Source organism: Nocardioides marmorisolisilvae (assembly GCF_003725775.1).
Lineage (GTDB): Bacteria > Actinomycetota > Actinomycetes > Propionibacteriales > Nocardioidaceae > Marmoricola > Marmoricola marmorisolisilvae.
Window position 1 is genome coordinate 209394 of the sequence record NZ_RJSG01000002.1, and the last position, 18925, is coordinate 228318.

The following is an 18925-nucleotide window of genomic DNA, read 5'->3' on the forward strand; positions in this document are numbered from 1 at the left end:
CTCGCGTACGTCGAACGGTCGCTCGGGTACGTCGAACTGTCCCGTCGGAACAACCCGCTGTCCCTTGTCGGCACCCGCGTCTAGGGTCGAGCAGGTGAGCGAACCAATGATTTACGCGTCCGGGTTGCGCAAATCCTTCGTCGCGGGTGGCAGCACTGTGGAGGCAGTGCGCGGCATCGACGTCGAGGTCCGCAAGGGGGAGTACTTCGGCTTCCTCGGGCCCAACGGCGCCGGGAAGTCCTCGACCATGCGGATGATCGCCGCCGTCTCGCCGGTCTCCGGCGGCAGCCTGAAGATCCTCGGGCTCGACCCCGCCAAGGACGGTCCCGAGATCCGCGCGCGCATCGGGGTCTGCCCGCAGGAGGACACCCTCGACACCGAGCTCAACGTCCGCGACAACCTGGTCATCTACGGCCGCTACTTCGGTCTGTCGCGAACCGAGGTGAAGCAACGCGCCGAGGAGCTGCTCGAGTTCGTCCAGCTCACCGAGAAGGCGACCGCCAAGGTCGACGACCTGTCCGGGGGCATGAAGCGTCGGCTGACGATCGCCCGCTCGCTGATCAACAAGCCCGAGGTGCTGCTGCTCGACGAGCCGACCACCGGCCTGGACCCGCAAGCCCGGCACGTCGTCTGGGACCGGCTGTTCCGGCTCAAGCAGCAGGGCGTCACGCTGGTGATGACCACCCACTACATGGACGAGGCCGAGCAGCTCTGCGACCGGCTCGTCGTGATGGACAAGGGCCTGATCGTCGCTGAGGGTTCCCCGACCGACCTGATCCGCGAGTACTCGACCCGCGAGGTCGCCGAGCTCCGCTTCGGCATCGGGGAGAACGAGCTGGTCGCCCCCAAGGTCGAGGACCTGGCCGAGCGGGTCGAGGTGCTCCCGGACCGGCTGCTGCTCTACAGCGCGGACGGGGAGGAGACGATCGCGAAGGTGCACGAGCGCGGTCTCGAGCCGGTGATGTCGCTGGTCCGCCGCTCCACCCTGGAGGACGTCTTCCTGCGGCTCACCGGCCGGACGCTGGTCGACTGATGGCGCTCGCGGATCGAACCGCCGGTCGGGAGTCCAGTTCGCTGGACGTGCGCCGCGCGTGGCGGCAGGCCGACTACTGGGCCACCCTCTACCTGCGCACCTGGAAGAGCTCGGTGGTCTCCTCGTTCATCACCCCGCTGCTCTACATCGTGGCCATGGGCGTGCTGCTCGGCGGCTTCATCAAGGGCGACCCGTCCAAGCTGGAAGGCGCGACCTCCTACCTCGCCTTCGTGACACCGGGCCTGCTCGCTGCCCAGGGCATGAACACCGTCGTCGGCGAGGTCACCTACCCGGTGATGGGCATGATCAAGTGGCAGCGGATCTACTTCGGGATGATCGCCACCCCGCTGACCGTCAGCGAGGTCGTGCTGGCCCACCTCGGCTTCGTGGTCTTCCGGGTCGCCACCGTCTCCGCGGTCTTCCTCGCGGTGATGGCGCCCTTCGGGGTCTTCGAGTCGTTCACCGGCGTGATCCTGGCGTTCCTCGTCCAGCTGCTCGCGGCGGTCGCGTTCGCTGCCCCGGTCTACGCGCTGACCACCCGCCTGAAGGACGAGAGCGGCTTCTCGTTGATCTTCCGGCTCGGCCTGATCCCGATGTTCCTGTTCTCCGGCGGCTTCTTCCCGGTCTCCAACCTGGACACCTGGATGGAGTGGCTCGCCAAGGCGACGCCGCTGTGGCACGTGGTCGACCTGACCCGGATGCTGGTGCTCGGCACCGTGGACGGCTCGACGGCACTGATCCACGTCGTCTACCTGGTGGCGCTGGCCGCGGTCGGCTGGGTGCTCGCGGTGCGCGGCCTGGAACGGCGGCTGATCTCGTGACGACCTCGCTCCTCGGCGCTCGGCAAGCCACCAACCTGCTGATCGAGCGCAACTACATCGCCTACCGGTCGGCCTGGTGGATCTTCGTGTCCGGCTTCCTCGAGCCGGTCTTCTACCTGTTCTCGATCGGCATCGGCGTCGGCCAGTTGGTCCACGGCTTCGAGTTCAACGGCGAGCACATCAAGTACGCCGAGTTCGTGGCCCCTGGCATGCTGGCGGCCTCGGCCATGAACGGCGCGCTGCTCGACTCGACGTACAACTTCTTCTTCAAGCTGAAGTACACGAAGCTCTTCGACCAGATGCTGGCCACCCCGCTGCGCACCAGCGACGTCGCCCGCGGCGAGCTGTCCTGGTCGCTGCTGCGCGGCGGTATCTACGCAGGCGTGTTCCTGCTGGTGATGGTCGCGATGGGGTTGGTGCACTCCTGGTGGGCCGTGCTCGCGCTGCCGGCGGCGCTGCTCATCGGGCTCGCCTTCGGCGGGATCTGCATGGCGCTGACCACCTACATGCGCTCCTGGCAGGACTTCGACTACGTGACGCTGGGCCAGCTGCCGCTGTTCCTGTTCTCGGCCACGTTCTTCCCGCTCAGCGCCTTCCCGGGCTGGATCGCCGCGATCGTCCAGTGCACCCCGCTGTACCGGTCGGTGGTGCTGATCCGCGAGCTGACCACCGGGTCGATCACCTCGGCCTCGCTGATCTCGGTCGTCTACCTGGTGGTCTTCGGCCTGGTCGGGCTGGTCATCGTGGGCCGCCGATTGGACAAGCTGCTCCTGTCCTAGGGCTGCGTTCCCTACGCTTCCCTCGTGGAGAAGTGGTGGCAGCTCGACGGCTGGCGACGCCAGGCTGCGCTGTACACCGCCGTGCTCGTCGGCACCGTCCTGCTGGGCGCGCTGATCGGCTCGCAGCTCGGCATCGACGGCGGCACCGGCTCGACGCCGTCGGCGAACTCCCGGCTCGAGCCGCTGGCACCCGGGACGCTCGAGGAGCTCCCGAAGGCGACGCCGTCCAAGCTCGAGGACCCGCTCGTGATCGGTTCGCAGAACGCCGGCGTCGCCGTGGTCGGCTCCTCCGAGCCCGACTCGATCGACACCAAGGACGGCGAGCGCCGTGCGCCGGACGGCGGCAGCCTGGTCGTGTTCACGCTCGCCGACTGGGGGTGCGAGAACCCGCCGTGCAAGCCGTGGACCACCCTGAAGCCGCAGATCCAGGCCGACGGGCTGGTGAAGGACGTGCCCACCGACGGCGACACCTTCGTGATCGCCGTCCCGGCGGGCACCAGCTCGCTGCGGCTGGTCGTCGAGGACTCCGGCTACAAGCAGACGATCTCGCTGCTCGACGACGACCCGGGCAGCAGGAACATCGCGCTGCTCGCGCAGAAGAACGGCACCAAGAAGCTCGACCTGAACAAGAGCGTCGCGCTGACCGAGAACACCGACATCGACTTCCGCGAGCCGAACGGCGCGCTGGTCAACCAGTTCACCCGCGACGCCACCGTGGTCTCGGCCCAGCGCCGGTTCTTCTACGGCGAGGAGCGCCCCAGCGCGCCGGGCAAGGCGTTTCTGCTCGTCACCGCCTCCTACGCCTACCCGGGCAAGACCCAGCGCTACGCGTTCGCCGCCCCCGAGGTCCACTTCGTCGACGACGAGGGGAACAGCTACGACGTGAGCAGTCCCGCGGCGGCCGGTTCGTCGGTGCTCACCTTCGAGATCCCCGGATCGGTCCGGTCGGGATCGCTGGTCTTCGGCGGCAGCACCGCCAAGACCGCGTCGAACGGGGTGCCGTACACCTCGACGCTCACCGAGGCGAGGGTGCCGATCAAGTTCGGCTAGGACTCGTCGTGGAGCATCAGCTGGAAGATGCCGACGTCGATCATCCGCTCCTGCTTGTCGCCGACCTCGCGCATCGTCCCGGCCAGCTCGAACCCGTGCTGCTCGTGCAGCCGGACGCTGCCCGGGTTCGGCAGGGCGATCAGCGCCAGCGCGGTGTGGAAGCCGGCCGCGCGCAGGCGGGTCAGCAGCTCGGCGTACAGGCGGGAGCCCAGACCCTCGCGCCGGGCAGCACGGTGCAGGTAGACCGAGGTCTCCCGGGTCAGGTGGTACGCCGGCCGCTCGCGGAACGGTGAGGCGTAGGCGAACCCGAGCACCACCCCGCCGTCGACGGCGACCACGAACGGGTCACCGGTCTCGAGCTTGTGCTCCCAGGTGGCGGCCGGCCGCTCCTCGGTCTCGAACGTGGAGTAGGCGTAGAGGGACTCGTGGCTGTAGATCTCGGCCACCATCTCCAGGTCCGCGACCACGGCGTCCCGGATCTCGACCACACGCACTCCCATGGACCGAATAATCCCATCGACCCGACCGCCGCGTGCGGCAGTATGGCGCCGTGGCCATCGAACCTGACACCAAGGACTGGACCTGGGTCCTCACCGACCCGTGCCCGGAGTGCGGGTTCGACCCGAAGGCCGTCGACGTCAGCAAGCTGCCCGAGCTGATCCACGAGAACACCCGCGGCTGGTACGGCGCCCTGGACGACGCCGACGCCGCCGTGCGGCCGTCGGCGAACATCTGGTCGCGGCTCGAGTACGCCTGCCACGTCCGCGACGTGCACGTCCTCTTCGCCGAGCGCGCCCGGCTGATGCTCGAGCAGGACGACCCGCAGTTCGCCAACTGGGACCAGGACGTCACCGCGATCGAGAGCCGGTACGACGAGCAGGACCCGGCCGAGGTCTCGGTCGCCCTCGTCGAAGCCGCCGCCGAGATGGCGGCCGTCTACGCCGGGGTCCGGGGCGACCAGTGGCAGCGCGTCGGCCGACGCAGCAACGGCTCGGTCTTCACCGTCGAGACGCTCGGCATCTACTACCTGCACGACGTGGTGCACCACCTCTACGACATCGGTGGCCCGGCCGCCGGTTCCCCGGCCGCCCCGTGAGGCACACCGAGTTCTGGGACCGGATGGACCAGGCGCTCGGCCCGGCGTACGCGAAGTCCTGGGCGTCGATGCACGTGATCGCCGAGCTCGGCGGCAAGACCGCGCAGGAGGCCCTCGACGCCGGCGTCTCGCCGAAGACCGTGTGGCGCGCGGTGTGGGCGGTGCTCGAGCTCCCGGCGCGGGAGCGCTGATGGTCACCACGGTCGACGTCCCGGCTGCGCAGCGGCGGACCGTCGCCACCCTCGTCGGCGCGCAGGCGTTCGGTGCTCTGGGCATCACCATCGGCATCGCGACGGCCTCGCTGCTGGCGCGCGACCTCTCCGGCTCCGACGAGCTGGCCGGTACCACCCAGACCGCCCAGGTCCTCGGCGCTGCCGGCGCCTCCTGGATGCTGGCGCGACTGATGGCCGTGCGCGGTCGTCGCGCGGGGCTGGTCACCGGCTACCTGCTCGGGGCGAGCGGGGCGACGCTGGCCGTGCTCGCCGGTGTCTGGCACTCGATGCCCGTGCTGCTCGTCGGTGCTGTGCTGCTCGGTTCGACCAGCTCGGCGAACTACGCCTCCCGCTACGCCGCCACCGACCTGGCACCACCTGATGGTCGCGGCCGCGCGCTCGCGGTCGTGGTCTGGGCGACCACGATCGGCGCGGTGCTCGGCCCGAACCTGACCGGACCGGCGGCCGATCTGGCCCGCCGGCTCGACATCCCCAAGACCGCGGGGCCGTTCGCCATCGGTGCCGTCGGCATGCTGATCGCCGCGCTGGTCATCTGGGTGCGGATGCGTCCGGACCCGCTCCTGCTCGCCCGCCGGGTGCACGCGGACGCCGTGAGCGCCGGTACGGCGGCCGCCGAGTCTCCCCGCCCGGTGCGGGAGGTGCTGCGCGAGCGCCCGGTGCTGGTCGCGGCGATGACCGGCCTGGCGGCGGCGCACGCGGTGATGATCTCGGTGATGGTGATGACCCCGCTGCACATGGAGCACGGCGGTTCCTCGCTGAAGATCATCGGGTTCGTGATCAGCCTGCACGTCCTCGGCATGTTCGCGTTCGCGCCGGTGATCGGCTTCGCCGTCGACCGGACCAGCGCCGCGACGGTGCTCGCCGCCGGGGGAGTGGTGCTGCTGCTCGCCCTGCTGTTCTCCGGGATGTCGCCCGAGGGCACCAGCCACTCGATCTTTGGCGGGCTCTTCCTGCTCGGGCTCGGCTGGTCGATGGCCACGGTCTCCGCGTCGACGCTGGTGGCCGAGCAGGCGCCGCTGGCCGCGCTCACCCAGGTCCAGGGCACCGCCGACCTGGTGATGAGCCTGGCCGCCGCGGTCGGCGGAGGCGCCTCCGGCGTCATCGTCGGGGAGTACGGCTTCTCGACGCTGGCCGGCTTCGCCTCGCTGTTCGCCCTGATGGGGCTGGCGGCTGCGGTGTACGCCGGCCGGCTGGTGCGGCGCGCGGCGCTGGCGAGCTGACCGTTTCGCCCCCGGGCGCCCTGGGTAGCGGTCCGGACGGGCGGGGCGTCCGCTAATTCCCTCCCCTTCAGGGACGCCCCGTCTCGTCATGCCCTCTCTGGAGGAGGGCACGACACGCCGGGCCTCAGTTCCTCCGATCGAACACCTGTTCGGCTAGTTTGTTGTCCACAGGCGGGAACGACCGGCCGCTTTCCACAGGCCCAGCACGGGTCGAGGTGAGTGTCGGTGGCCGTCTCTAGCGTCTGGCGGGACACGACCGCCGAAGACAGGCGCGCAGGACCTCGAGAGACAGGACAAGGAACATGGCGGCACCGAGCAAGGAGCGGGACGGCAACAAGGACAAGGCGCTCGACATGGCCCTGGCCACGATCGAGAAGAACTACGGCAAGGGCACGGTGATGCGCCTCGGTGACGAGGTCCGCGCCCCCCTCGAGGTCATTCCGACCGGATCCATCTCCCTCGACATCGCACTCGGCCTCGGCGGCCTCCCGCGCGGTCGCGTTGTGGAGATCTACGGTCCGGAGTCCTCCGGTAAGACGACGGTCGCGCTGCACGCGGTCGCGAACGCGCAGGCCGCCGGCGGCATCGTGGCCTTCATCGACGCCGAGCACGCGCTCGACCCGGAGTACGCCAAGGCCCTCGGCGTCGACACCGACGCGCTGCTGGTCTCCCAGCCCGACAGCGGTGAGCAGGCGCTCGAGATCGCCGACATGCTGATCCGCTCCGGCGCGCTGGACCTGATCGTCGTCGACTCGGTCGCTGCGCTCGTGCCCCGCGCCGAGATCGAGGGCGAGATGGGTGACAGCCACGTCGGCCTGCAGGCCCGCCTGATGAGCCAGGCGCTGCGCAAGATGACCGGTGCGCTGAACAACTCCAACACCACGATGATCTTCATCAACCAGCTGCGCGAGAAGATCGGCGTGATGTTCGGTTCGCCGGAGACCACCACCGGTGGCAAGGCGCTGAAGTTCTACTCCTCGGTGCGCCTGGACGTGCGCCGGATCGAGACCCTCAAGGACGGCACCGACATGGTCGGCAACCGGACCCGGGTCAAGGTCGTGAAGAACAAGGTCGCGCCGCCGTTCAAGCAGGCCGAGTTCGACATCATGTACGGCAAGGGGATCTCCCGCGAGGGTGGCCTGATCGACGTCGGTGTCGACCAGGGCATCGTCCGCAAGGCCGGCGCCTGGTACACCTACGAGGGCGACCAGCTCGGTCAGGGCAAGGAGAACTCGCGGCAGTTCCTCAAGGACAACCCGGACCTGGCCAACGAGATCGAGAAGCGGATCCTCGAGAAGCTCGGCATCGGCCCGACCGTGGACGCCCCGTCGGACCTCAACGAGAAGGTCATCGACCCGGATGGCATCGATTTCTGATCCCGTCGACGAGCAGGATCTTGGGCCGGAGGCCGACCCCGAGTCGGTCGGGCGCAAGATCCTGCTCGACCAGCTGACCGGTCGCGCTCGCAGCCGGTCGGACCTGGCCAAGAAGCTGGCGCAGAAGAACGTGCCGGACGACATCGCGACCCGCCTCCTCGACCGTTTCGAGGAGGTCGGGCTCGTCGATGACGCAGCCTTCGCCCACGAGTGGGTGGCCCAGCGCCAGGAGGGCCGCGGCCTGGCCAAGCGGGCCCTGGCCCAGGAGCTGCGCAAGAAGGGCATCGACGACGAGGTGGCCCGCGCCGCGCTCGACACCGTCGACGCCAAGGACGAGGTCGACGCCGCCCGGCTGCTGGTCCAGCGCAAGCTCCGCTCGATGCGCGGCCTCGACGAGCAGGTCGCCGTCCGGCGGCTGGTCGGCATGCTCGCCCGCAAGGGCTACTCCAGCGGAACGGCCTTCAAGGTTGTCCGCGAGGAGCTTGGTGCCGACCTCAACGACCCCGAGCACCAGGGTCTCTAGCCACCACCGGCGTAGTTCTTAGCGAAGTGGTCGGTTCTGTCCGCGAAACACAGCCATATCGCTCAGAACTGTGGGTCTTCAGCCGCCGAGAGCGGCGAACAGACGCTTGCCGGGCTCGCTGAGCTCACCGTGCGCGTCGGCAACCCGGCACCACTCGCGGGTCATGGTCGCGAACTTGGCCGGGTTGTAGATGTCCTCTTCGCGGATGAGGTTGCCCTCGTCGTCGAAAGTCAGGATCGTGATGTTCGATTCCTCGTGGACCGAGCCGTCGCCGGGGTCGCGCATGATGTTGCGGACGTCGAGGATGACCCGGTTGGTCGGCGGGTCGAAGACGTACCAGGACGGCGGGAAGCCGATCATCTCGTTGCCGGGGAACTCGTCGACCATCGTCTTCACGATCCAGGCCCGGATCTCCTCGCGGCCCTTGAAGTCGCCGTAGACGTGCTCGCAGTAGGTGGCGTCCTCGGAGAACATGTCGGCGAACGCCGACCAGTCCTTCGTCTGGCAGATCTCCTCGACCTTGTCGAGGTAGCGCTGGAAGGCAGACTGCAACACGTTCTCGTTTTCGCTCACGCCGTCATCAAACCACTCACGGCAGAATGTGGGAATGCACTTCGAGGTTCTCCGTGCCGATGCGCAGCCGGGAGAGCCCTGGGCGGCGCTCGCGGATCGGAGCTGCCCCGAGGTCGGGCCGGTACTCGCCGAGGACCTCTCCGCGGAGCCGATGAAGTTCCGCACCGACCCCCAGCATCGGATCTCGGTGCGCCCGATGACCGTCGGCGATCTCGCGGACGTCACCCGCTGGGTCAACGAGCCGCACGTCGCGAAGTGGTGGGACGAGCACCGCACGCCCGAGCAGGTCGCGGCCTACTACGGCCCGGCGCTCCGGGGCGAAGAGCCGACCCGGTTGTGGGTCTGGGAGGTCAACGGGCGCTCCATCGGGTTCGGCCAGGACTACCGGATCTCCGACTACCCGGAGTACGCGCTGGTGTGCTCGCGCCCGGACGCGATCGGCTTCGACTACGCGATCGGCGAGGCCGCGTTCGTCGGCAAGGGGATCGGGACGGCGATCCTCTGGGTCTACCTGCGCGACATCGTCTGGCCGGCGTACCCGGGTGCGTCGGAGTTCTTCGCGGCCCCCGACCATCGCAACAAGGCCTCGCTCCGGGTGCTGGTGAAGCTCGGGTTCACCCCGGGCGTCTGGTTCGACGAGCCGGCTGACGGGGGCCGGGTCGACACGGTGGTCGGCCACTCGCTCGATGTGGCGCAGGTCATGGGTCTCAATCCGGTTACCCGGTAGTAACATCGAGGTATGCCCAACGTCGCAGACCTCTACAAGACCACCACCACGCTGCCGATAGTCGGCCCGCTGGTCGGTGAGCGAGCGTTCTCGTTCCTGTTCGCCCAGAAGGCGCCGTACTTCGCGAGCATCCACCCGCGCTTCACCAAGGTCGAGCCGAACCACGCCGAGCTGGTGATCCCGAAGCGTCGTTCGGTGCAGAACCACATCGGCACCGTGCACGCGATCGCGCTGTGCAACGGCCTCGAGGCGGCGATGGGTGCCCTGGCCGAGTCGACGATCCCGAAGAACAAGCGCTGGATCCCCAAGGGGATGGACATCTCCTACACGGCGAAGGCCACCACCGACATCACCTGCATCGCCGAGACCGACCCGGAGCAGTGGACCAGCGACAACCCCGACCTGCACGTCCGGGTCAAGGGTGTGCGGACCGACGGGGTCGTCGTGATCGAGGGCGTCATCAAGCTCTGGGTCACCGAGAAGCCCAAGAAGGACTGACCTAGCCGTCGAAGTGCTGGGAGTCGGTCGTCGCATACGTCCACCGGAACCCGGCTGACGTCATCAGCTTCACCACCAGGCTGCTCCGGTACTTCCACGCGTACTTCCCGGCCTGCTTGTGCGCCCACCACTTCGTCGGCAACCAGCCGACGTGGGAGTGGAAGGGGTTCTCCCACGGGTTGATGTCGATCGACCGTCCGTAGGAGTGCGGCGACATCGTCCCAGGGTCGCCGGTCACGCCGCGGCAGTTGAAGGCCGAGGTGTTGTCGTGCTTCATCGACTGCAGGTCGTTGGCGCCCGGCGAGCTCGGGTTCCTGCCGAAGCGGTCGGGCAGGTACATCGAGCGGATGGGGACCTGAGCGTCGTACAGCTTGGTCAGGGCGACCTTGAACTTGCTGACCGCGGCGTCGCGGACCACCAGCTCGCCGCGGTGCCGGTACCCGTCGAACCCCCAGTAGTTGACGGTGACGTAGCGCAGGCTGCCGCGGCCGATCGGGCAGCCGGGGTGCCAGCTGCGCCCGAACATCCGCTTCCAGACGGTGTCGGAGATCAGGTGGACGGCGATGTTCGGGCCGTCCCCGGACGCCCGGTACTGCGCCAGCAGCGTGTGCGGTCGGGAGGCGCCGGACGGGAGCGTGACCGGCCGCAGCGGGGGACGGTTGTCGACCTTCCAGGTCGGCGACGTGTCGGATCTCCAGCCGGGACCGGATTCGGCGCGCAGCTGGTAGGAGGTGTCCCAGCGCGGCGAGATCGTCAGGTACGCCCGGCCTCCCGCGCTGGTGATGACCGACCCGAGCCGGGTCCACGGCTGGCCGCTCTTGTGGAAGTAGACGGCGACCCGGCCCTTCACGGCGTACCCGTCGGAGCCGAGCCAGAGCACCGAGAGGTGCCCGCTCTGCTCGTCGACCACGCTGTCCGACCCGTGCAGGTGCACGTCGCTGGAGACCATGATCCCCTCGAGACTGACCGGGACGCTGGTGACCTGAAGGTCGCCGACGGAGATCCGGGCGCGCAGCTGCTGCGGCCCGGCGACCGGTACGACGCTGAGGCCGGCGGTCCCGTCCGAGGCGGTGACGCCGTCCGCGATCGTCGTCCAGGCTCCGCCGTCGCCCTGGCGCTGCAGGCTCACGCCCAGGCCGGACGTCACGCGCTGGTCGTCGTCCTGGAACGCCGCCTGCACCGTCATGGTGCGTCCTATCCGGGCTGTGCCGGGCGCGGTGAGGACGAGCTGGGGATCGTCCGCCGAGGCGGCACCGGCCGGAGCGGCGGTCCCCAGGAGGCCCAGAGCGAGCAGGGTGACGACGAGGGGCGCGAGAACGCGCAGAGGATGCCCGAGCACGCCTTCTCCTACCCCGACGCGGCCCGCCTCAAGCGATCACGGCCACGTCGGAGGGTCAGCGAGCCGCGTCGAGGATCAGCCGGGCGTCCCGGTACCGGGCATCGCCGCTGGCCGAGTGGAGCACCACGCCGACCAGGGTGCGCCCGCCGCGGGTGATGGCGAAGACCAGGCACGCGCCCGCAGGTGTGGTGGTCCCGGTCTTGACGCCGATGACGCCCCAGTACCGGCCGAGCAGCTGGTTGGTGTTCTCCCAGGTGTAGATCCGCCGGCCACCCGACGCCGTCCAGCCGGGCACGCTCGTCGTCCGGGTGCGCACGATCGCGGCGAACTGCTCGTTGCCCAACGCGTACGACGCCAGCCGGGCCAGCGAGCGCGGCGTAATGTGGTTGGTGCTCGTCGGTGCCAGACCGTCGAACGACCCGAACTGCGTTCGGCTCAGTCCGAGCTCGGCCGCCTTGGCGTTCATGCGGCTGATGAACTCGGCCGTGCGGGCAGTCCGGGTGCTCCCGTGGCCGAACCTGTCGGCCAGGGCGTAGGCCGCGTCGCTCCCCGACGGCAGCAGCAGGCCGTAGAGCAGCTGGCGGACCGTGAGGCTGTCGCCGGTGTGCAGGTGAGCGGTGCTGGCGTCCTTCCACACGGCGTACCGGTGGTAGACCGACTTGACCGGGATCCGTGCGTCGAGGTCGAGTCCCGGCGTCTCGAGCACGACGACGGCGGTCATGATCTTGGTGGTGCTGGCCATCGGGCGCTCGGTGTAGATGGCGCGTCCCATCAGCACGGATCCGTCGGCCTGGTCGATGAGGATCGCGCCCGCTGCCGTCACTCCGGCAGGAACCCGAGGGATGGGCGCGGTCTCCGCGACTCCCGGTGCGGGCGCCAGGAACGCCGAGGTCGCGACCAGCCCGACGGCGAGGGTCCGCGCCCAACTGCTGAACGCGCCCGATCGCATCACCCTGCGTACTCTGCCACCGCATCGAGGAGTTCGCTGGCGTGTGACGCAGCCCATGCGTTCATTCGTTCTGCGGTAGGAGGCGGCTGCGCCGGATTCTCGGAACACTTCTCCCCATGAGCCCCGAGGGTCCCGAGTCGTCAACGCTGGCCAGGCTGGCGCGCTTCACCATCTCCCGGGCTCCCTGGATGATCGGTGGCTGGCTGCTGTTCGTGATCGCCGTCAACGTGCAGGTGCCGCAGATCGAGTCGGTCGTGGCGAAGGACAGCACGCCGTTCGTGCCCGAGTCCGCGCCGTCGCTGCGCGCGGTCAAGGCGATGGACACCACCTTCGGCAACGGCAAGAGCCGCAGCTTCATCGTGCTGGTCGCCGCACGCGACGGCGGCCTGACCGCCGCGGACCGTCAGTACGTCGTGAAGCTGGCCGACCGCCTGCGCGCCGACACCAAGCACGTCACCTACGTCCAGGACATCAGCTCGCCGACCCTGCGCAAGGCGCTGGAGAGCAAGGACGGTGAGGCGACGTACTTCCAGATCGGCCTCTCCGGCTACACCGGCGCTCCCACCTCGGTCGGTCAGGTCGAGGCGGTGCGCGACGACGCCGAGATCGGGAAGCCGGCCGGACTCGACGTGAAGGTCACCGGCGCCAGCGCGACCATCACCGACATGGTGGTCAACGTCGAGCACAGCATCGTCACGATCACCGCCGTGACGCTGGTGATGATCGCGATCATCCTGATGCTGATCTACCGCTCCGTCGTCGTCACCGGGTTCATCCTCGGCGCCATCGGCGTCGCCCTGGCCGCGGCCCGCGGCACGGTCGCGTTCCTCGGCGACCACCACGTCTTCCACGTCTCGACCTTCACCGGCTCGTTCCTCACCGCGATCGTGCTCGGGGCGACCACCGACTATGCGATCTTCCTGATTAGCCGCTTCCACGAGGAGCGCCGCAAGGGCGTCGAACCCCGCGAGGCAGCGCGGGTCGCGGCCAGCCGGGTCTCGGCGGTGATCATCGGCTCGGCGCTGACCGTGATCCTGGCCAACGCCTGCCTGGCGCTCGCGCACGTCGGTCTGTTCCGCACCACCGGCCCGGCGATCGCGGTCAGCATCGTGCTGGCGCTCGGGATCTCGCTGACCCTGATCCCGCCGCTCATCGCGATCATGGGCACCCGCGGCCTGCTCGAGCCGCGCGAGCGCAACAGCGCCGAGGGCGGCTGGGCGCGCTGGGGCGAGCGGGTCGTCTCCCGGCCCGGTCTGGCGCTGGCCGGCGGGCTGATCCCGCTGGTCCTGCTCGCCGCGTTCCTGCCCGCGTTCAAGCCGAGCTACGACGAGCGCTCCGTGCAGCCGAAGGACACCGACAGCAACGACGGCTACGCGCTGATGGACGCCCACTACCCGGTCAACGAGGCGCTCCCGGACTTCGTGCTGGTCACCGCGGACCACGACCTGCGCAACCCGAAGGACCTGGCCGCCCTCGAGCAGGCCTCGGCCAACGTCGCGCGGGTCACCGGTGTCGGTTCGGTGCGCGGCGTCACCCGCCCGACCGGTACGACGATCACCCAGGCCTCGGTCGGCTACCAGGCCGGCCTCATCGGCGACCGGCTCGCCGATGCGAAGGACCAGCTCGCCGGGGGAGCGAAGGACGCCACCAAGCTGAGCGACGGTGCGGCCCAGCTCGCCGACGGCGCCGACCAGCTGGCCAGCGGTGCGAGCTCGGCGGCTGACGGGGCCGACCGCGTGCTCGCCGGTGTCGAGTCCCTGCACGGTGGCCTGGAGAAGCTGGCCGCGGGCAGCGACGACGCCGTCGACGGCAGCACCCAGCTGCGCGCCGGGGCACAGGCGCTCGCCGACGGTCTCGCGACCGCGGTCGACCAGACCCAGCTCGCCGTCGACGGCCTCGGGCTGGCGTACCAGGCGCTGCGCAAGAGCTTGACCTGCGGGTTGGACCCGTACTGCAAGGGCGCCCGCGACGGTATCCAGCAGATCTACACCGGCGAGCGGGACCAGCTGATCCCCGGCCTGAAGAAGGCGGAGACCGGCGCCCGCAAGCTCGCCAACGGCACCGTCGACCTCCAGACCGGGCTGCGTCAGATCCGCAGCGGACTCGGTTCCGCACGCGACGGCGCCGCCAGCCTGAAGGCCGGCCAGCAGACACTGGCCGACGGCCTGGACGACCTCGCCTCCGGCACGGATCGCGTCGCCGGCGCGAGCGACCAGGTGGCCGGCGGCACCAAGCAGCTCACCGGCTCGGTCGCCCAGCTCCAGTCGGGTCTGGCGGCGGCCGCGGCGTACCTGAAGTCGACCGCGGCGGCGACCAGGTCAACGGGTGGTGGCGGCTTCTACCTCCCGCCGAGCGCGCTGAAGGACGATCGGTTCGCGCTGTCCAGCGGCGCCTACCTGTCTCCGGACGGCAAGGTCGCTCGGCTCATCGTGCTGGGGGACACCAACGCCTTCGGCCATGCCGCGGCCGACCGCAGCGCGAAGATCTCGGCAGCGGTGCGCAGCGGCCTGAAGGGCACCGAGCTGGCCGACGCGAACGTCGCGATCACCGGCATGTCGGCCACGAACGCCGACATCCAGAAGCTGTCGAGCTCGGACTTCCGGTTGGTGGCGATCGTCGCGATGATCGCGGTCTTCCTGATCCTGCTGCTGCTGATCCGCAGCCTCGTGGCATCGGTCTTCCTGCTGGCCTCGGTGCTGCTCTCCTACGCGGCGACGATGGGCCTGGCGGTCCTGGCCTGGCAGATCATCGGCGGTACGCCGCTGGAGTGGACGGTCGCCTGCATCGCGTTCGTGCTGCTGGTCGCGGTCGGGGCCGACTACAACCTGCTGCTGATCAAGCGGATGCACGAGGAGTCGCCGGACGGCTCCCGGGCCGGCATCGCCCGGGCGGTCGCGCTCACCGGCGGGGTCATCACTGCCGCCGGGGTCATCTTCGCCACCAGCCTGTTCGCGATGATGAGCGGCTCGGTGACGACGTTGGTCCAGCTCGGCTTCACCGTCGGCATCGGTCTGCTCATCGACACCTTCGTGGTGCGCACGATGGTGGTGCCGGCGTTCGCGGCACTGGTCGGTCCGCGGCTGTGGTGGCCGTCCAAGGCCGAGGCCTAGCTACTCCTCCGCGAGGAGCTCCATCACACCCTGGAGCACCCGGTAGGTGGCATCGACGTCCCGGTCGCCGAACTTCTCGCGGACCAGGGCGTCGATCTCGATGATGTGGCTGTAGCCGCTGGAGGCGACCTTCCGGCCGTACTCGGTGAACATCACGATCTTGGCGCGCCCGTCGGCGGGGTCGGGGACCATCTCGACGATCCCGTGCGCGGCGAGGTCGCGGATCGCCTCGCCCATCGACTGCCGGGTGATCCCGGCGCGGTGTGCCATGTCGACGGCGCGGGCGCCTTCCGGGGGGAGCGTGGCGAAGACCGGGTTGTGCAGAGGCTGCAGCTCGGTGAAGCCGCGGGAGTGCGCGGTCGTGACCATGTCGTCGCGCAGGGCGCGCGCGGACTTCTCGGCGAGTGCGATCAGCGGCAAGAAATTCGGCCGCTCGAGACCTCTTGACATTTGTAAGGCTGCCTTCCAATATTTGACAGGTAACCTTACTTTATCAGGAGCAGTCATGAACCGCACGCCGATTCTCGAAGCAGTCGCCCCGCTGTTCGCCCGGACCGGTCGCAGCACCCGCGTCGCGATCGAGCAGGAGCTCTTCGCGATGGACGTCTTCGGCGGCGCCAGCGTCGCCCCGAAGCGCGTGCTCGAGGCCGTCGCTGGTCGCGACTACGCGCGCTGGGTGACGTTCGAGCCGGGCGGCCAGGTCGAGCTGAGCCTGCCGCCGGCCGAGACCCCGGCGGCGGCAGCCGCCCAGCTGGCCCGGGTTACCGACGCCCTGGCGGACGACCTGATGGCTCACGGCATCGCGATCTGCGCGCGGCCGGTGCGGGGCCAGGACCCGAACACCCCGCGCCACCTGCTCTCGCCCCGGTACGACGCGATGGAGCGCCACCTCGACAGCATCGGCGCCGCCGGTCGCCGGATGATGCGCTCGACCGCCTCGACCCAGGTCTGCCTGGACTGGTGGGCCGGGCGCGAGGGCCTCGAGCAGTGGCGGGTGCTGAACCTGGCCGGCCCGTTCCTCGCCGCCGCCACCGCGAAGGCCACCGGACCGCAGAGCCGGCTGGCCACCTGGCTCGAGGTCGACCCGTCGCGGACTGCGTTCGACGACCGGCTGCTGCACGGCCGCGACCCGGTCGCGGCGTACGCGGACTTCGCCGCCGGCGCCCGCGTCTTCGTCGACGGGGGAGTCGCCGACCACCTGACCACCCTGTTCCCGCCGGTGCGCCCGCGCGGTTCGTACCTGGAGGTCCGCTTCCCCGACGCCCGCCCGGCCGCCCAGGTCGAGGCGCTGGTCGAAGGCTTCGCAGGGCTCCTGTACGACGACGAGCGCCGTCGCAGCGCCCTGGCCGTTCTCGCTGGCGAGCAGGATCGGCTCGCCGAGCACTGGGCGGCGGCCGCCGTCGGGACGCTCGACCTGGAGCTGGGGGCCTGGCTGCTCGGGGGCGACCGCCGGGCGGTGGCGGCATGAGCGTCCTCGTCGTGGCCGACCCGATGGCGAGCCTCGACCCGCAGATCGACGCCAGCGTCGGCCTGATGGACGCGGCTCAGCGCCTCGGCCACCAGGTCTGGATCTGCACTCCCGAAGACCTGTCCGCCCGTGACGGCAGGGTCCGCGCCCGGGCGCAGCGGATCACGTTGGCGCCCCGGGTCCGCGGCGGTGACCACCGCTGGCTCGTCGAGCCCACCTGGTACGCCGTCAACGCGAGCACCACCCTCGATGTCGTCGCCGAGGTCGAGCTGGTGCTGCTCCGGATCGACCCGCCGGTCGAGGGCCGCTACCTGCACACGACGTACTTGCTTGATCTGGTCGAGGCCGGCGGCGTCCGGGTCGTCAACCGCCCCGAGGGCATCCGCGCCTTCCACGAGAAGCTGGGGGCACTGCTCCTTCCCGATCTGTGCCCGCCGACGCTCGTGAGCACCGATGCCGCCGAGCTGCGCGCTTTCGTCGCCGAGCACGGTGCCTGCGTGGTCAAGCCGGTCGACGGCTTCGCCGGCCTGGACGTCTGGCTGGTCCGCGACGATCGGGGCGCCCGGGCCCTGCTCGAGTCCGCGACCCGCACCGGGACCCGCCAGGTCATCGCCCAGCGCTACCTCGAGCAGGTCGACGGCGGCAACAAGAGGCTGTTCCTGCTCGACGGCGAGATCGTCGGTGCGGTGCTGCGACGCCCGAGCGACGACGACTTCCGGATCGGCCCGCCGTGCGCGCCTGCCGACGTCGACGAGCAGGACCAGCGCATCGCCGCAGCGCTCGCGCCGCTTCTCGCCCGTCACGGCCTGGCCCTGGCCGGGCTCGACGTCATCGACGGCCGCCTGATCGAGGTCAACGTGACCTGTCCGGGCGGGATGCACAAGACGGATGCCCTGCTGGGCACCGACCTCTCCGGCGTGATCATGCGCCGGCTCACCCACCACCACGAAAACACCCTCCTGAAGGAGTTCCACCCATGTCTGACACCATGATCATCTGCATCGCCCTGATGGGCGCCCTGGTCTTCGTTCTCGGCGCCAACGTGACCCGGCACCGCGCGATGCGCGGCAAGTCCGGCGGCCCCCAGATGTCGACCGACCCGACCGACCGGCTGTTCATCGCCCAGCGCGCCCACGGCAACGCCACCGAGTACGTCCCCACCCTGATCGGCCTGCTGATCGTCTGCTCGACGCTGACCAGCGGCACCTGGTTGAACGTCGTCGCGATCGTGGCGACCGCTGCCCGCTACGTGCACGCCTTCGGGATGCTCAGCTCGAAGAGTCTCGCCGAGCACGGACCGGTCCGTGACTCGGGCGCGATGTTCACCTACCTCTCCGGCCTGGCGCTGGCCGTCACCGCGATCGCGTCGCTCTGACCATGACCAGGAAGCCCGTGGTGGGGGTGGTCGGTCACGGGTACCGGGTCCCGAAGCCCTTCGGCGACCTGCCCGTGACCGGCACCCCGCCCACCTATGTGGACGCGATCACCGCGGCCGGCGGGCGACCCCTGATCCTGCCGCCGCGCCACGCGCCGGAGCTGCTCGACCTCGTCGACGCCCTGGTGCTCACCGGAGGGGGAGACGTGGACCCCGCCCGGTACGGCGGCAGCGGCCCGGCCGAGGATGTCGACCCGCAACGCGACGAGGAGGAGATCGCCGTCGTGCACGCCGCAGCCGCGGACCGGGTGCCGCTGCTCGGGGTCTGCCGCGGGATGCAGATCCTCGCGGTCGCCTTCGGAGGCACCCTGCGGGGCGGGCTCGAGCACCGCCTGCCCGTCGACGGCCACGAGGTCCGCACAGCTCCGGGCTCGCTGATCGCCGACCTCCTCGGGCCGGTTGCGCAGACCTCGGCGTTGCACCGACAGGCGGTCCTCGACCCAGGACCGTCCTGGACGGCGACCGCCTGGTCGCACGACGGCACCACCGAGGCCCTCGAACCGACGACCACCGGCTGGTCCGTCCTGGGGGTCCAGTGGCATCCCGAGCTCCACGCCCACGAGCTCCTCACCGACCCGACCGGACCGGCGCTCTTCGGCTGGCTGGTCGGACAGGCCCGGGTCCTCACCGCGTGAGGACACCGTTTGTGGCGCCGACGTTCGGGCACATCTGAGGGGAGTGACCGAACGACGGAG

The 18925-nt window shown here is 70.0% G+C and carries 21 protein-coding genes; 16 read left to right on the forward strand and 5 right to left on the reverse strand.

Translation table 11 applies throughout. The annotated features are described in order from the left end of the window. Window positions 1-94 precede the first annotated feature (94 nt). The 4 genes from EFL95_RS04755 to EFL95_RS04770 are packed head-to-tail and all read left to right on the forward strand — an operon-like array spanning window position 95 to window position 3683. Window positions 95-1033: an ABC transporter ATP-binding protein gene (locus EFL95_RS04755; RefSeq protein ID WP_425463954.1), complete on the forward strand. Its 939-nt coding sequence runs from the start codon at window positions 95-97 to the stop codon at window positions 1031-1033. A 47-nt stretch (window positions 1034-1080) separates the two neighbouring features. After that, complete coding sequence (locus EFL95_RS04760) at window positions 1081-1854, forward strand: ABC transporter permease (RefSeq protein WP_246004808.1); 774 nt, start codon at window positions 1081-1083, stop codon at window positions 1852-1854. After that, window positions 1851-2633 carry an ABC transporter permease gene (locus tag EFL95_RS04765; protein WP_123232914.1) on the forward strand — a complete coding sequence of 261 codons (783 nt, stop codon included), beginning with the start codon at window positions 1851-1853 and terminating at the stop codon, window positions 2631-2633. The genes EFL95_RS04760 and EFL95_RS04765 overlap by 4 nt, the downstream gene beginning before the upstream one ends. Window positions 2634-2657: 24 nt before the next feature. After that, window positions 2658-3683 (forward strand): hypothetical protein, encoded by a 1026-nt coding sequence (locus EFL95_RS04770; RefSeq protein WP_123232915.1) that lies wholly within the window; start codon window positions 2658-2660, stop codon window positions 3681-3683. On the opposite strand, the gene EFL95_RS04775 is transcribed toward EFL95_RS04770, so the two are convergent. Further along, window positions 3680-4183, reverse strand: coding sequence for a GNAT family N-acetyltransferase (locus tag EFL95_RS04775; RefSeq protein ID WP_123232916.1), 504 nt, complete (start codon window positions 4181-4183; stop codon window positions 3680-3682). The genes EFL95_RS04770 and EFL95_RS04775 overlap by 4 nt on opposite strands. A gap of 50 nt (window positions 4184-4233) precedes the next feature. Between EFL95_RS04775 and EFL95_RS04780 the strand changes: the two genes are divergently transcribed. The 5 genes from EFL95_RS04780 to EFL95_RS04800 all read left to right on the forward strand — a co-directional run bounded on the left by EFL95_RS04780 (window position 4234) and on the right by EFL95_RS04800 (window position 8131). After that, window positions 4234-4779 carry a DinB family protein gene (locus tag EFL95_RS04780; RefSeq protein WP_123232917.1) on the forward strand — a complete coding sequence of 182 codons (546 nt, stop codon included), beginning with the start codon at window positions 4234-4236 and terminating at the stop codon, window positions 4777-4779. Continuing rightward, the gene (locus tag EFL95_RS04785) at window positions 4776-4970 is read left to right on the forward strand and encodes a DUF3046 domain-containing protein (protein WP_123232918.1); all 195 of its coding nucleotides are present in this window, start codon (window positions 4776-4778) and stop codon (window positions 4968-4970) included. Before EFL95_RS04780 ends, EFL95_RS04785 begins: the two co-directional genes overlap by 4 nt. Next, the gene (locus tag EFL95_RS04790; protein WP_123232919.1) at window positions 4970-6232 is read left to right on the forward strand and encodes an MFS transporter; all 1263 of its coding nucleotides are present in this window, start codon (window positions 4970-4972) and stop codon (window positions 6230-6232) included. Before EFL95_RS04785 ends, EFL95_RS04790 begins: the two co-directional genes overlap by 1 nt. A gap of 302 nt (window positions 6233-6534) precedes the next feature. Further along, on the forward strand, window positions 6535-7608 hold the full coding sequence (recA, locus tag EFL95_RS04795) for a recombinase RecA (protein ID WP_123232920.1): 1074 nt from the start codon (window positions 6535-6537) through the stop codon (window positions 7606-7608). Then, entirely contained in the window at window positions 7592-8131 is a 540-nt protein-coding gene (locus EFL95_RS04800) for a regulatory protein RecX (protein ID WP_123232921.1), read from the forward strand. The genes recA and EFL95_RS04800 overlap by 17 nt, the downstream gene beginning before the upstream one ends. Before the next feature lie 78 nt (window positions 8132-8209). On the opposite strand, the gene EFL95_RS04805 is transcribed toward EFL95_RS04800, so the two are convergent. Beyond that, a complete protein-coding gene (locus EFL95_RS04805) occupies window positions 8210-8704 on the reverse strand; it encodes a nuclear transport factor 2 family protein (RefSeq protein WP_123232922.1) in 495 nt (164 codons plus the stop codon). Between the two features lie 34 nt (window positions 8705-8738). Between EFL95_RS04805 and EFL95_RS04810 the strand changes: the two genes are divergently transcribed. Together EFL95_RS04810 and EFL95_RS04815 are read left to right on the forward strand one after the other, a co-directional pair. Continuing rightward, entirely contained in the window at window positions 8739-9431 is a 693-nt protein-coding gene (locus EFL95_RS04810) for a GNAT family N-acetyltransferase (RefSeq protein WP_123232923.1), read from the forward strand. A 12-nt stretch (window positions 9432-9443) separates the two neighbouring features. Next, window positions 9444-9929 carry a hotdog fold domain-containing protein gene (locus tag EFL95_RS04815; protein ID WP_123232924.1) on the forward strand — a complete coding sequence of 162 codons (486 nt, stop codon included), beginning with the start codon at window positions 9444-9446 and terminating at the stop codon, window positions 9927-9929. Window position 9930: 1 nt separating this feature from the next. Here the strand turns inward: EFL95_RS04815 and EFL95_RS04820 are convergent, their stop codons facing one another. Together EFL95_RS04820 and EFL95_RS04825 are read right to left on the reverse strand one after the other, a co-directional pair. Beyond that, window positions 9931-11268: a M15 family metallopeptidase gene (locus EFL95_RS04820; protein ID WP_123232925.1), complete on the reverse strand. Its 1338-nt coding sequence runs from the start codon at window positions 11266-11268 to the stop codon at window positions 9931-9933. 55 nt (window positions 11269-11323) lie between these two features. Continuing rightward, entirely contained in the window at window positions 11324-12217 is an 894-nt protein-coding gene (locus tag EFL95_RS04825) for a D-alanyl-D-alanine carboxypeptidase family protein (RefSeq protein WP_246004969.1), read from the reverse strand. A 116-nt stretch (window positions 12218-12333) separates the two neighbouring features. Here EFL95_RS04825 and EFL95_RS04830 point away from each other — a divergent pair, with 116 nt between their 5' ends. Next, window positions 12334-15327 carry an MMPL/RND family transporter gene (locus EFL95_RS04830; protein WP_123232927.1) on the forward strand — a complete coding sequence of 998 codons (2994 nt, stop codon included), beginning with the start codon at window positions 12334-12336 and terminating at the stop codon, window positions 15325-15327. On the opposite strand, the gene EFL95_RS04835 is transcribed toward EFL95_RS04830, so the two are convergent. After that, a complete protein-coding gene (locus tag EFL95_RS04835; RefSeq protein ID WP_183407029.1) occupies window positions 15328-15747 on the reverse strand; it encodes a MarR family winged helix-turn-helix transcriptional regulator in 420 nt (139 codons plus the stop codon). Between the two features lie 85 nt (window positions 15748-15832). Between EFL95_RS04835 and EFL95_RS04840 the strand changes: the two genes are divergently transcribed. Genes EFL95_RS04840 through EFL95_RS04855 form a run of 4 tightly spaced genes read left to right on the forward strand, consistent with a single transcriptional unit; the run spans window position 15833 to window position 18865 of the window. Continuing rightward, the gene (locus tag EFL95_RS04840) at window positions 15833-16795 is read left to right on the forward strand and encodes a glutamate-cysteine ligase family protein (RefSeq protein WP_183407030.1); all 963 of its coding nucleotides are present in this window, start codon (window positions 15833-15835) and stop codon (window positions 16793-16795) included. After that, entirely contained in the window at window positions 16792-17787 is a 996-nt protein-coding gene (gene gshB / locus EFL95_RS04845; protein ID WP_123232929.1) for a glutathione synthase, read from the forward strand. The genes EFL95_RS04840 and gshB overlap by 4 nt, the downstream gene beginning before the upstream one ends. Continuing rightward, a complete protein-coding gene (locus EFL95_RS04850; protein ID WP_123232930.1) occupies window positions 17772-18170 on the forward strand; it encodes an MAPEG family protein in 399 nt (132 codons plus the stop codon). The genes gshB and EFL95_RS04850 overlap by 16 nt, the downstream gene beginning before the upstream one ends. 2 nt (window positions 18171-18172) lie before the next feature. Further along, a complete protein-coding gene (locus tag EFL95_RS04855; protein ID WP_123232931.1) occupies window positions 18173-18865 on the forward strand; it encodes a gamma-glutamyl-gamma-aminobutyrate hydrolase family protein in 693 nt (230 codons plus the stop codon). Window positions 18866-18925: the final 60 nt, after the last annotated feature.